This window comes from Collimonas antrihumi, assembly GCF_018304965.1.
Lineage (GTDB): Bacteria > Pseudomonadota > Gammaproteobacteria > Burkholderiales > Burkholderiaceae_D > Collimonas > Collimonas antrihumi.
This window is the reverse complement of record NZ_JAGQED010000001.1, coordinates 18,005-31,460: the sequence shown is the minus strand read 5'-3', so window position 1 is coordinate 31,460 and position 13,456 is coordinate 18,005. Positions and strand designations below refer to the sequence as shown.

The 13,456-nt window shown below is 57.6% G+C and carries 12 protein-coding genes; 5 read left to right on the top strand and 7 right to left on the bottom strand.

The window, feature by feature from the left end; all coding sequences use genetic code 11:
• Positions 1–36: 36 nt before the first annotated feature.
• From KHU29_RS00165 to KHU29_RS00155, 3 genes are all read right to left on the bottom strand, one after another.
• A complete protein-coding gene (locus tag KHU29_RS00165; RefSeq protein ID WP_343216007.1) occupies positions 37–1,053 on the bottom strand; it encodes a DMT family transporter in 1,017 nt (338 codons plus the stop codon).
• 130 nt (positions 1,054–1,183) lie between these two features.
• The gene (locus KHU29_RS00160) at positions 1,184–1,936 is read right to left on the bottom strand and encodes a 2OG-Fe dioxygenase family protein (protein ID WP_211450699.1); all 753 of its coding nucleotides are present in this window, start codon (positions 1,934–1,936) and stop codon (positions 1,184–1,186) included.
• Positions 1,937–3,175 carry an argininosuccinate synthase-related protein gene (locus tag KHU29_RS00155; RefSeq protein ID WP_246541309.1) on the bottom strand — a complete coding sequence of 413 codons (1,239 nt, stop codon included), beginning with the start codon at positions 3,173–3,175 and terminating at the stop codon, positions 1,937–1,939. It abuts the gene before it with no gap.
• Between the two features lie 155 nt (positions 3,176–3,330).
• Here KHU29_RS00155 and KHU29_RS00150 point away from each other — a divergent pair, with 155 nt between their 5' ends.
• From KHU29_RS00150 to KHU29_RS00130, 5 genes are all read left to right on the top strand, one after another.
• Entirely contained in the window at positions 3,331–4,284 is a 954-nt protein-coding gene (locus tag KHU29_RS00150) for a LysR family transcriptional regulator (RefSeq protein ID WP_211450698.1), read from the top strand.
• 214 nt (positions 4,285–4,498) lie between these two features.
• On the top strand, positions 4,499–5,581 hold the full coding sequence (locus tag KHU29_RS00145) for a calcium:cation antiporter (RefSeq protein WP_211450697.1): 1,083 nt from the start codon (positions 4,499–4,501) through the stop codon (positions 5,579–5,581).
• Positions 5,582–5,918: 337 nt separating this feature from the next.
• Positions 5,919–6,791 (top strand): pirin family protein, encoded by an 873-nt coding sequence (locus tag KHU29_RS00140; protein WP_425514438.1) that lies wholly within the window; start codon positions 5,919–5,921, stop codon positions 6,789–6,791.
• Positions 6,792–6,969: 178 nt separating this feature from the next.
• On the top strand, positions 6,970–8,403 hold the full coding sequence (locus KHU29_RS00135) for a catalase (RefSeq protein ID WP_211450695.1): 1,434 nt from the start codon (positions 6,970–6,972) through the stop codon (positions 8,401–8,403).
• A 212-nt stretch (positions 8,404–8,615) separates the two neighbouring features.
• The gene (locus KHU29_RS00130; RefSeq protein WP_211450694.1) at positions 8,616–9,308 is read left to right on the top strand and encodes an alpha/beta fold hydrolase; all 693 of its coding nucleotides are present in this window, start codon (positions 8,616–8,618) and stop codon (positions 9,306–9,308) included.
• Between the two features lie 157 nt (positions 9,309–9,465).
• On the opposite strand, the gene KHU29_RS00125 is transcribed toward KHU29_RS00130, so the two are convergent.
• The 4 genes from KHU29_RS00125 to KHU29_RS00110 all read right to left on the bottom strand — a co-directional run bounded on the left by KHU29_RS00125 (position 9,466) and on the right by KHU29_RS00110 (position 13,442).
• Positions 9,466–10,512 (bottom strand): ABC transporter substrate-binding protein, encoded by a 1,047-nt coding sequence (locus KHU29_RS00125; RefSeq protein WP_211450693.1) that lies wholly within the window; start codon positions 10,510–10,512, stop codon positions 9,466–9,468.
• 98 nt (positions 10,513–10,610) lie between these two features.
• Positions 10,611–11,726, bottom strand: a complete 1,116-nt coding sequence (locus tag KHU29_RS00120) for an NAD(P)/FAD-dependent oxidoreductase (RefSeq protein ID WP_211450692.1) — start codon at positions 11,724–11,726, stop codon at positions 10,611–10,613.
• Entirely contained in the window at positions 11,723–13,153 is a 1,431-nt protein-coding gene (locus KHU29_RS00115; RefSeq protein ID WP_211450691.1) for an FAD/NAD(P)-dependent oxidoreductase, read from the bottom strand. Before KHU29_RS00115 ends, KHU29_RS00120 begins: the two co-directional genes overlap by 4 nt.
• On the bottom strand, positions 13,146–13,442 hold the full coding sequence (locus tag KHU29_RS00110; RefSeq protein ID WP_211450690.1) for a (2Fe-2S)-binding protein: 297 nt from the start codon (positions 13,440–13,442) through the stop codon (positions 13,146–13,148). The genes KHU29_RS00115 and KHU29_RS00110 overlap by 8 nt, the downstream gene beginning before the upstream one ends.
• Between the last annotated feature and the right edge of the window lie 14 nt (positions 13,443–13,456).

Genomic DNA, 13,456 nt, shown 5'->3' with positions numbered 1-13,456 from the left:
TTATCTGGAATGCAGCTGCCGATAAAATCTGCGTGATTACTGACTAGAATCGGCGCCGACACCGATGACAGGCGCACTTTCCTGCTTGATGCTACGCGTCGAAAAAAACGCACCAAAATTAAACACCGAACGCGGCAAGGTCGCCCACAACGTAGCGCCGACAATCAGCGCGCCGCCGATCCAGGACAGCGTACCGAGTTTCTCGCCCAGCCAAAAGGAAGCAAATAGCGCACCGAATACCGGCTCGCTCCCCATCAACAGGGAAACCCGGGTGGGATTGCTGCGCCGGACACCATAGTTCTGCGCAAAAAAAGCAAAGATCGTGCAAAACAACACCAGATAAACCGTACTCACCCAGAAGCCGGGATCGCCGGGCAGAGGCGGCAGGCCGCCTTGCATGAACAGGCTGGCAACCAGCAAACAGCCAAACCCCACCACCCCGGACTGCACCGCGGTCAGGGTCAGGTTGGACATGTTTTTATTGACCGTCAGACGCTTGGTCATGACCATCATGAAGGCGCGCAACAAGGCCGCCGCCAGCATCAGGCCGTCGCCCAGATTGAAATTCAGATCGCTGCCGATGGTCAGCAGCCAGGTGCCGAAGAGCGAGATGAAAGCCACCACGAACGCGCTGGCCTTGGGACGTTGCGCCATCACCAGCCATTCGACGAACGGTGTAAAGACCACACACAGGCTGATCAGGAAAGCGGCATTCGAGGCCTGGGTCAAGGCCACGCCGAAGGTCTCGCAAATAAAGATGGCAAGCAGAATCAAACCCAAAGGCAATCCCGCCCGCAACGCTGCCCGACCTTCCGGCGTGGCCAGTTGACGCAAACTGGGTAACAACAATAAAAAAGTCATGCAAAAACGAATCGCCACAAAACCCAGCACCGGGTAAAACACCAACGCATCCTTGGCGACACCATAGCTGGTGCCCCACACTATCGCGACCAGCAATAACAGCAAATCGGCTAGCCAGAGACCTTTGGCGGAAGAATTGCCAGAGGATTTGGCAGAACCGCCGGCAGAGATATTTATCACTTCGTTTGTCACTTCGCTTTACTCCAGATAGCGCTAACAGCGCTATCAGTTAAGAAAAAAAACGTTCCGCCTAGGTGGAGGCTGAGCGGAACAAACGGCGGGAGCACCGAGGATATTGGTCAGGTCAGTCTGGTCTGTTGCATCAGGAAATTCTGGTGTAGGCAATCACCAGCACATCTCTGAATGCTTCACGTTTTTCTTCAAACGGCAACACCTTGGTCACGCCGTGCATGGTGCGGGCATCGTCGGCCAGCATCAGGTCCATCGGATCGGTCAAGGTATAGCGGCACATCAGTTTGCCGGCAACATCGGTAATATAGGTTTCACCGCCAGCCACATTGTGACGGCGCACCATCATGGTGACGATGTAATCGACACCATCGCGATGCAATCCTTCCGGCGTCGGATTACCGGGCGTATGGGAACTGGCGCGTATCCGGTAAGGATGCAGGCGGATATCCCATTTACCGCTGCAGCCATCAACCTGGTCAAACACCTGCGCCAGAGACAGCAGCAAGCCGGACAGGAAAGGATTATCGACAAAGTGCTGCTCCAGCGGCGCGAAATGACGCGCGATGTCACCATTGAGCTTATTGATGTAGCTCGGCTGCACGTAAGGTCCATGCGGCATTTGCTGCAGCACGCCGTCGGCCGCGTCCAGCTCGAATGCACCGTAACGGCGGAATCGATAGCTGCCGTTGTCGCCCATGTATTTATCTTGCGGCAGGTTGTTCCAGCAAGCCGCGAAATCGTTCCATGCCGCAAGATCGACGTCGCAGGCAGCTTGCACGGCGCGGCCGGAGAGGACAGTGAACAGCCGGCTGCGCAGCTCGCCGCTGAGATGGTCAATGATGAGCGGCGCAATCTTGATTGGCGCCGAAGCCTCGATTTCCATTTAATTTTCCTCGGCCAGCAGCTTGCTCGCGTCCAATACAGAATGCGAAGGCAATGACAGGTGGCGGCTGGAACGTTGTGCTGCAATTTCTTTTTCCCAGCTGTCGCGGTCGGTCAGGTACAGCGGCGCATCGGCCCGGATCGCGCAGACATCGGCGGCGCCGGCGCGCAAGCGGTAATTGACGGTGCCGCTGACATGCTGGGCGGCTTCGAGGATGAAGCGGTCTGTCGCTGCGCGCAACGGTGTGAACCAGCGGCCTTCGATCGCCTCGCGCACCCACAGCTGTTCCAGCTTAAGCTTTTCGCGCAGCAGTTCGGCATCCAGCACTGCTGTTTCCAGGTGTCGATAAGCTTCCAGCAAGGCCATGGCGGCCGGCGCTTCGCGTACTTCCAGCACCTTTTCGCCCTGCTCCAGATGTTCCAGGCCACAATAACGGCCGATACCGAATGCACCGACGCGCTGGTTAAGGCGCGCGATCAATTCCACCAACGGCAAAGCCTCGCCATCGATGGCGACCGGACGGCCTGCATCGAACCTGATCGAGATTTCGACACTGGCAGGCGCCGGATCGACCGCTGCGGTCCAGTCAAACAGCGATTCCGGCACCCAGAACGACTCCGGATTATCGAGCGAACCGGATTCGAATTCACGGCACCACAGATTGGCGTCGCCGCTGATGCCGCGTGCCTGGAAGTGCGGCAGGCCGGCGGCGCGCAAGGCTTCGATTTTTTCTTCGCGCGAAATAGCCGTGTATTCATAGGGTGTGCCGTAATAACCGGCATAGCCAAGTTGGGCGATCGCGCCATTCAAACGACGCAACGTGTTCTGCGACTGGTTGGCGGTATGGACGATGGCGTTGCAGCCCAGGCGCAATGCGGTTTCAACCGCGAAACGGGCAATGATGGGTCGCGACAGCGATGAACTGATCGGATAGATGCCCATATACTTGGCATTGGCGCGAATCGCTGGTAGCACGGCATCTTCGGCAAACGCCTGTTGGCCATCGATCACCAGCAATTCCGCGCCAAAATGCGCGGTGATCTGCTGCAGGTCGGCGGTGTTGACGCCCTCGCCCAGATCGACTGTCAGCGCCGTGACGCGGCAACCGCTGTCGACCAGGCATTTCAAGGCGTAAGTGCTATCCAGTCCGCCACTGAACAAAGTCAGGACATGCTCGCAATGGCCGGCGACCAGTTTCAGGTCGTCGATGCTGCGTATTCTTTTTAGCGGCTGAATCATAGGCGCTCCGGCACTGGATGGCATGAGTAAATTAATCAAGACACAAATAAAGACAAATACGAATAAAAACATCGTTATTGATAGTTATTATGTTTTATTCCGGCAAATACGATAATCTATCAATTCAGAACAACACTTGTGCGCGGCGGGAATAAATGGGAGCTAACCGATATATCAAGCTGATGCCTGACATGGCTGTGTTTGTGCGGGTAGTAGAAACCGGCAGCTTTTCGACGGCGGCCCTGGAGCTGGGAATGACGCCCTCGGCCGTCAGCCGCCAGGTATCACGTCTCGAGCAGGCATTATCGGTCAGGTTATTGGAGCGAACCACGCGCAAACTGCGCCTGAGCGAATCCGGCAGCGAGGCTTATCAGCGCTGCCTGGAGATGGTGAACGCGGCCAAGGCGGCGATGGACGTCGCCGATAAATTCGTGGCGGTGCCGCAGGGCCTGTTGCGGGTCGGCATGCCGAAAGCCTTCGGAAAATCGGTGGTTACTCCTCTGATACCCGGTTTCCTGGAAAAATATCCGCAAGTCGATGTGCAACTGATCCTGACCGATCGTCACGTCGATTTGATCAATGACGATGCCGACCTGGTGATCCGCATCACCAGCCAGCCAGCCGACGGCCTGGTGGCGCGGCCGCTGATGTCGATCGACCAGGTGCTGTGCGCCACTCCCAGCTATCTGGCCCGGCACGGCACCCCGAAACAGCCGCAAGACCTGTGCGGCCATAGTTGCCTTTACCTCGGCGAAACCCCGGGAGATTCCGACTGGCGCTTCATGCGCCAGGGTGAAACCACCATTATCAAGGTCAGCGGACGCTATGTCGTCAATCACAGTGAAGCGCGGCTGGAAGGCGTGCTGCAAAACCTGGGTATCGGCTGCCTGCCCTATTTCATCGTGCGCAACGCCCTTGAGCAAGGCTTGGTAAAAGCCGTGCTCACCGATTGGGAGTTCATCGCCGCGTATCAGGGCACGGCCTTCATACAATACCTGCCGACCCGTTATCTGGCGCCGAAAATGCGAGTATTCATCGATTATCTGGCCAGCCATATGGCGGCCGACCTGAAACCCCTGGACCGGCGGCGGCTGGCGGCCGGCAAATGAAACATCTGGTTCGCGGTAAACAGATCAGATGCTGGCATTGGCCGACCTGGTTTGCCTGTATGGCTTGCCGATCGCCGGCTGCGGTGGACAGCACTTGCAGCGAACGCGGCAAATCGTGGTGGATGCCCGCCATACCCTACCCTGACGACGTCTGTAAAAATTTGCCATTCACGCAAGGCTTGCAAAAATTACTTGATACGTGTTCAATCTGCCTATGAAAATTTCTCCTACACTCCCCATATGGTCCATTGCGGCTCCGATCGCCGGCTGGATATTTCTTGGCGGCGCAAGTTTTAATTTCGGCGGCGCTTATACAATATTGCTGGTGGCCGGCTTGCTCGGCAGCGTGCTGGCAGCGGTGTATCACGCCGAGGTAGTGGCGCACCGGGTTGGCGAACCTTACGGTACCCTGGTGCTGGCGCTGGCGGTGACACTGATTGAAGTCGCGCTGATCGTATCGCTGATGCTGGCCGGCGGCGAGGAAACCACCGGGCTGGCACGCGATACCGTGTTTGCCGCCATCATGATCATTCTCAACGGTATCGTCGGCATCTGCCTGCTGGTTGGCGCCAGCCACCATAAAGAACAAAGTTTCGGCTTGCTGGGCGTCAGCGCCTCGCTCGCCACGCTGGCGGCAATCGCGGTGCTGACCCTGGTATTACCCAACTACACCTCATCTGCGGTAGGGCCGTTCTACAGCCCCAGCCAGCTGGCGTTCATCGCCGTTATCTCATTGATACTCTACGGTACCTTCGTGTTGGTGCAAACCGTGCGCCACCGCGACTATTTCCTGCCGGAAGAAGCGATCAACGATGAAGATGTCCATGCAGCGCCGCCATCGAACAAGATAGCGCTAGTCAGCGGCGGCTTGCTGCTGGTTTGCCTGGGCGCGGTAGTTCTGCTGGCGAAGTCGCTGGCGCCGACCCTGGAAACCGCCGTCGCCAGCGTCGGTGCGCCCAAGACCCTGGTCGGCATCATCATTGCCGCAGTGGTGCTGCTGCCGGAAGGATTGGCCGCCGTGCGGGCAGCGCGCGCCAATCGCCTCCAGACCAGCCTCAACCTGGCGCTGGGCTCGGCGCTGGCCAGTATCGGCCTGACCATTCCGGCGGTGGCCATCGTTTCGCTGACTACCGGCTGGACCTTGTCGCTCGGCCTGGATATCAAATCCACGGTGCTGTTGCTGCTGTCGTTCATCGTCGCCGCTTTTTCACTCGGCACCGGACGTACCACTGTCATGCAAGGTACTGTCCACCTGGTGATTTTTGCTGTCTATTTGTTTACCACCATCGTTCCTTGATGTAATCGTAGGGTGGGCACGCTTTTGTGCCCACGCGTGAACTCGCTCCACGCACATACTTATTTCCGCGCCGCGAGGGTTTGCACTCCGGCTATCGCGGTCACGCGTGGGCATTCGTGCCACCCTACGCGATGCGCGACCACGGAAACATTTAATCAGGGCCGGTTTCGTTCGCAGTTTTTCTGCGAACGAAACCGGCTCTTTTTTTGCACTCCGCCCGGAACATTCAAATATGCTAATGTCTCCAACCTGTGCAAGTCGTTTTGTTGCAGCGGCCTTGTTTTTTTGTTTACTTAAACCAGGGCACACTAAACCAGGACACACTATGACAACCCCGATAACACCCTCGATTGCATATCGCATCCCGGGCCGCGCCCGCGATCTCGGCGAACTGGTGGTGCGCCGCGTACTGCCTGCGGGCCGCCATCAAAGCGTTGGGCCTTTCCTGTTTTTCGACCACATGGGACCAGTCGATTTTGCCAGCGGCCAAGGCATCGATGTCCGGCCCCATCCGCATATCGGCCTGGCAACCGTCACTTACCTGTTCGAAGGCGCAATCCGCCACCATGACAGCCTGGGTAACGATCAGGAAATCATTCCCGGCGACGTCAACTGGATGACAGCGGGACGCGGTATCGTCCACGCTGAACGCACGCCCGCAGCGCAACGCGCCAACGGCTGGCGCCTGCACGGGATCCAGACCTGGGTGGCGTTGCCACTGGCCGATGAAGAATGCGCGCCCGCCTTCGCCCACCACCCGGCGGCGAGCTTGCCTCTGATAAAAGGTGACGGTTACCAGCTGCGCGTCGTCGCCGGCCGCGCGTTTGGCCGGGAAGCGCCAGTCAAAATCAATTCGCCGACCCTGTATGTCGCCACCGAAATGCAGGCGGGAGCGCAGTTCACGCTTGAAGCGGAATACCCGCAGCAAGCCGTGTATGTCGCCAGCGGCAGCGTGACTATCGACGGTGAAGCGTTGGAAACGGGTGTGCTGGCTGTATTGCAAACGGATCGGGCAGTAAAGATTGCCGCCAGCGAAGCCGCCCTGGTCATGCTGTTGGGCGGCGCCCCTATCGACGGCCCGCGCACCATCTGGTGGAATTTCGTTGCCAGCGACCCGCAACTGATTGAAACCGCCAAAAACAATTGGCGCGAGCAGCGCTTCGATCGAGTGCCAGGCGACGACGAGTGGATTCCGCTGCCGGAAGCATGAGCGCAGATCTCATCAGCAGCAAATAAACATCATGGTTAACATTTAAGCAATCATAGTATAATGGCAATCATGGTAGTTAATGACTATCGATAATTTAATTAAAATTAATTTTATCTATTTAACGATATCGAGAATAATACAGACAAGACCTTCCCTCCCGTTCACTGAAAGGAATAGCATGAAAAAGCTTACTACCGCCGCCGGCGCCCCTGTCGTCGACAACCAGAACATCCAGACTGCCGGCCCACGCGGTCCGGCCTTGCTGCAAGATGTCTGGTTCCTCGAAAAACTGGCGCACTTCGACCGCGAGGTGATTCCTGAACGCCGCATGCACGCCAAGGGTTCCGGCGCGCACGGTACCTTTACCGTCACCCACGACATCAGCCAATACACCAAAGCCAAGATTTTTTCTGAAATCGGCAAGAAAACCGATCTGTTCGTACGTTTCTCAACCGTTGCCGGTGAACGCGGCGCGGCCGATGCGGAACGCGATATCCGTGGCTTCGCCATCAAGTTCTATACCGAAGAAGGCAACTGGGATCTGGTTGGCAACAATACGCCGGTATTTTTCCTGCGCGATCCGCTCAAATTCCCTGACCTGAATCGCGCAGTCAAGCGCGACCCGAAAACCAACCTGCGCAGCGCCGACAATAACTGGGATTTCTGGACCTTGCTGCCGGAAGCGCTGCATCAGGTCACCATCGTGATGAGCGACCGCGGCCTGCCGCGCTCGTACCGTCACATGCATGGTTTCGGCAGCCATACATTCAGCTTCATCAATGCAAAAAACGAGCGCAACTGGGTCAAATTCACCTTCAAGACCGAGCAAGGTATTGAAAACATCACCGATGCCGAAGCCGCTGCACTGGTCGGCAATGACCGTGAAAGCGCTCAACGCGATCTGTTCGACAGCATCGAAAAGAAAGATTTCCCACGCTGGAAACTGTTCATCCAGATCATGCCGGAGAAAGATGCAGGCTCCTACCACATCAATCCTTTCGACCTGACCAAGGTCTGGCCGCACAAAGACTATCCGCTGATTGAAGTCGGCGTGATGGAACTGAACCGCAATCCGGAAAATTACTTCGCCGAAGTCGAGCAGGCGGCCTTCTCGCCGGCCAACGTGGTGCCAGGCATCAGCTTCTCGCCTGACAAAATGCTGCAAGGACGTTTGTTTTCTTACGGCGATGCGCAACGTTACAGATTGGGCGTGAATCACCATCAGATCCCGGTGAATGCGCCGAAGTGTCCATTCCACAGCTACCATCGCGACGGCAGCATGCGTGTCGACAGCAACGCCGGCGCTGCGATTGGTTACGAGCCCAACAGCAAGGGTGAATGGCAGGAGCAGCCGGACTTTGCCGAACCGCCATTGGCGCTGGAAGGCACGGCGGATCACTGGAATCACCGGGTCGATGATGACTACTACTCGCAGCCAGGCGCTCTGTTCCGTTTGATGACGCCGGCCCAGCAACAAGCTTTGTTCGACAATACCGCACGCGCGGTCGGCGGAGCGTCCAGGGAAATCCAGGAACGCCACATCGCCAACTGCACCAAGGCCGATCCGGCATATGGCGCCGGGGTTGCCAAGGCGTTGAGCTTGCTGCGCTAAAACAGTCTTTGGCACGCAGGGCATTTACCTGCGTCCCGGCTGTCCGCCCCGTCCGCAAATGCGCACGGGGCGTTTTCCGTTTACAGCCAAAAATGCGAGGAAGGCGCACACTAACAGCAAAATTCAGTTCAATCGGATCTCATTGCATGGAGCGGTCCAAGCGACGCCGCCCATGGCTGTAATGGTCGCCCAATGGAACAGGAGAATGCGATATGGCAACTCAGCTCAATATAGTTTTGGTACACGGCGCGTGGGGCGACGGCTCTCATTGGCGCCACATAATTCCACCACTTCACGCAAGAGGATATCGCGTGAGGGCAGTTCAGAATCCGCTCACATCATTGGCCGAAGATATCGACCGCACCACCAAATTCGCCGCAGCGCAGAACGGGCCGACTCTGCTGGTCGGCCATTCCTATGGCGGCATGGTCATCACCGGTGCAGGCCATGCGCCGAATGTGGTTGGCCTGGTATACGTTGCAGCCTTTGCCCCGGATGAAGGCGAAACCCCGGGAGGTATTTTCGGCATGAGAGAAGCGCCGCCCGGCGCCGCCAGCATTGCACCGGACGACAATGGCTTCTTGTGGATCGACCCGGATAAATTTCGCGACAATTTTTGCCAGGACCTGGGTGAAACAGAAGCCTTGGTGATGGCATTGACGCAGAAACCGATCGCCGCCCGTTGCTTTGGTGACGCCTCCGGACCGCCTGCATGGAAGATCAAACCATCCTGGTATCAGGTCTCGAGCAATGATCGCATGATACCGCCCGCAACGGAACGCTGGTTCGCCGAACGAATGAAACCTCTGAAGACCATCGAGTTGGCGGCGAGCCATGCTTCCATGGCGTCGCACCCCGACGAAATAGTCGCCTTGATTGAAGAGGCGGCGCGCGCTTTGGCCTGAGCCGTTATCGACACGCCACAGCCGCCGGCTGCATATCGGCTGACTGTGGCGTAGTCGCGTTGTCGTTGCAGCGTTTGAATTCTTAGCTTGAACCGGGCCGCCGCCGTTTGCGATCGCATAGCCGATCTCCGGCCTGCAGCAGTTGCAATGGAAAATCTCAGCGTTCGATCATGCGGCTCCAGCGATCGTTCCAGGCGGCGCGCTCTTTGTTGATGACATCCCAATCGACCGTGTTGATGTTTTTCATCAGCTTGTCGACATTGCCGATCTTGGCCTGCACCGATTCCGGGATTTTGACATTCCTGTTGAGTGGAATTGCGTTAGCATATTCCACCGCCTTGGCTTGCGAGCTGGCGCTTAACAGGTACTCCGCCAATTTTTGCGAGAGATCCGGCTCCGAATTATTTTTCAGCGCACAAGCGCCGACCATCAACATCACCGCGCCCTCTTTCGGCGTGGCGAATTCGGCCGGGATGCCCTTGGCTTTCAAATTCGCAATCGCCGTCGGCGTCAGCGGGAAAATGGCAGTCTCACCGGTTTGCACCATTTCCGAGATTTTCGCCGAGCTGGACAGATATTCAAGGACGTTAGGACCGACGGTGCTACCCCATTTTTGAAAACCCGGTTCGACATTCTTGTCGGTGCCGCCGACCAACCGGTTAAACATCAGGAAGCTGTGCAGACCGAAGGTGCTGCTCTGAATCGACTGGAACACCACTTTTCCCTTGTATTTCGGATCGGCGAAATCCATCCAGGAAGTCGGCGCGGCCCAGCCCTTTTCATCAAACATTTTTTTGTTGTAGCCGATGCCTACCGTGCCGAGTTCGATCCCCACTGCCTGGTCGTTCGCCATGCGGGCAAAAGGGTAAATCTCCTTGAATACCGGAGCGTCTTTCAGTTTCTGGCACAAACCCATGCCGATCGCGCGATACATGACGCCATCGTCGAGAAACACCAGATGCATTTGCGGCTTGTCTTTTTGCGCGGACATCTTGGCCATGATGTCTGCCGAAGTACCTGGAACCACCACTATCTTGACGTTATTGGCTTTCTCGAACTCAGGAAATATATAACTGGTGTAGTTCTTTTCCATGCTGCCGCCATTCATGCCGACGTACAGCGTACGTGTCTCCGCGTTGCTGGCCGCAGCGACGCCTAATGCCGAAATGAATCCTGTTGCCAGGATAATGTGCTTGAATTTCATGTTTCCATCTCCTCAAAAATTAAACGCCCCGATGTTTCCGATACGTGCAATTGCCTATGTAACTACAAAGACATTGGTGTCAGCCTGCACTGGCCAATCTATCCACTGAATCTATCAACCCTGAAAGCCTGGATCGGGGTAGCCGTCGCCCCACGGACCACCAGGTCCGCCAGCACTTCTCCTACCGCCGGCGCTAACTGAAAGCCAGCGCCGGAAAAACCAAAAGCATGAAACAAACCAGGAGTTGTCGCGCTGGCTCCGAGCACTGGCTGATGATCCGGCAACATGCCCTCGACGCCTGTCCAGCTGCGGATCACCAAAGCGTTTTGCAATGCCGGAATGAATTCGCACGCCAATTTCATCGAGGCGAACATGGAGGCACTGGTGGGACGTGTAGAGGCAATCGCCAGTTGCCCCGTGCCGCGGCCGCCACCCAAGACGAAATTTCCCCGCGCTACCTGGCGGACATAGAAACCGCCGCCGACGATGCCGACATTGGGCTCGACCAGTTTCGGCATCGGCTCAGTCACCCACATATTCGGAAAAATAGGAAATTCCGGCACATGTTCACCGAACTGTTCAGCAAATGTGGCGCCCCATGCGCCGGCGCAGTTAAGCAAGAATTTTGCTTTTACTTCGAGTCCGTTGCTGGCGCGAACCGTAAACTGCTTGCCATCGAAGGTCGCAGTTTCTACTGTCGCGCCTTCGCGGATGTCTGCGCCATGGCGTTTTGCCGCCAGTGCAAAAGCAGCGGCCACCAACCGCGGATTGGCGTGGCCGTCACTTGCGCACAGAGAGCCGCCGGCAACCTTGTCACCCAGCCATGGATAACGCTGACGCAGCGCTGCCCGCCCCAGGATCTCAAGCTGCAGCCCAAATTTTTCAGCTTGCCCGCGGTACTCCTCCAGCGATGCCATTTCGGCATCGCTACGCGCCAGCTTCAGGTGACCTGAGACTGTATATTCGCAGTCACTGCCCACCAGCTCTGGCAAGCTCTGCCAGATTGCATGCGAACGCTGGGCTAGCGGCAGTTGTGTCTCAGGCCTGCCTTGGCGCCGCACTCCGCCGTAATTGACTCCGCTGGCTTGTGCGCCGCACCAGCCTTGCTCCACCAGCAGCACCGAGCAATTCATGCGGCGCAAGGCCAGCGCAGCCGAGCAACCCATCAAGCCGCCGCCGATGATGGCAACGTCTGCCGTCAGGTGCTCGCTCATGAAGCCTCCAGTTCAGCATTCTCCGCCACACTCTCCATCACCTGCGCCGCCACCCCGACCGCCACCGGAAACGGTTTGACCGGCGGTTGCCCGCGCAACCGCCCGACTTCTGCCAGCCGCTTGCCGGCGCTGCAAGCCAGTATTTCGGCGGCAGCGGCGCTGCAGACTCGTCCCTGGCAACGTCCCATGCCAACCCGGGTCAATGCTTTCAGGCGGTTAATTTCAACCGTGCCGTCATGATTCACGGACTGACGCAACTCGCCAGCCGTAATTTCTTCGCAACGGCAAATAATCTCGTCATCCGCACATTCGCGCGCCCATTCGACAGGGACGGGGAACGCGCATTCCAACCCGCGACGAAACCCTTGAATACGTTGCAACGCGCGATCAAGCCGCCGGCTCTCGCGCACATCGACGGTCTTTCCCACATCTTCAAGTAACGCCAGCGCAGCGCGCTTTCCCGCCATCTCGGCGGCATCTGCGCCGGCGATGCCAGCACCGTCGCCGGCAAGGTATACGCCTTTGGCGCTACTGCGTCCGGCCGGGTCGCGCTGCGGCAGCCATTGTTGATTAAGCTGGTCGAATTCGAATGCGCAACCGGCCAGATCGGCAAGTTGGGTTTCCGAGCGCAAACCGAAACCGCTAGCCACGGCATCGCACTCTATCGATTCTTCAACGCCGTTTTTATGCCATGAGATTGCTTGTACTTTTTGTTCGCCGGCGACGGCAATCTTTTGCACGCCTTCAACTATCTTGACGCCATGACAGCGTAGCCAAGTCAGAAAATACAAGCCTTTGCCCAACGTGAGCGGTTGCTTGGCCAGATCGAACGTCGCCCGCAACTTGCCGGAAAAGGTAGCGGTATCCAGCACCGCCGCAATTTCGGCCCCTGCCTTCGCATATTGATAGGCAAGCAGATAGAGCAAAGGGCCGCTGCCAACCAAAACGATGCTGTGGCCAATCACGCAACCCTGCGCTTTCAGTGCGACCTGCGCTGCACCCAGGGTATACACGCCGGGCAACAGCCAGCCGGGAAACGGCAAAATGCGATCGATGGCGCCGGTACATAGCATCAGATGCGAATACGGCAGCGACTGATGCCGACCACGTCCCAGCAGATCCAGTTGCCGACCATCGCAATTCCACACCAGGGTTTCAGGAAGATAGTCGACATGGCCGCGCAATTTGTCAAATGTGCGATGCAGTGCATCCGCCTTGGCCGACTCGAAACCGTATAGCTGTTTTTTTGAGCGCACCGAACCGCCAAACGCGGCAGGCGGCTGGCGATATATCTGGCCGCCGGCGCGCTGGTTCTCGTCGACAATCACGGGCCGCAAGCCAGCTGCCACCAGGATCTCGGCGGCCCGCACGCCAGCCGGCCCGGCGCCGACGATTACAATCCGGGGTTCGCTCTGCAGGTCACTCATCTGTGGCTCCCGGAACCGCGCTAAGCAGCCGCATGCCGCTTTGAATTTCCGCACTGCAGGCGCGCACCGGCTGTCCGTCCTCGGTGCGCATCCAGCAATCCTGGCAAGCGCCGATCAGGCAAAAGCCGGCGCGCGGCCGGCGGCTGAATTCGGACAATCGCAAGCTGTCTGCCTGCGTGAGGACTGCAGCCAATATGGTATCGCCCGCCAACGCTGTGACGACACGGCCGTCAAGCGAAAAAGCAACCGGCTCGCGTTGCGTCTCGGCGACTCTGGTAAATAAGGTCATCGCATGGTTTCCAA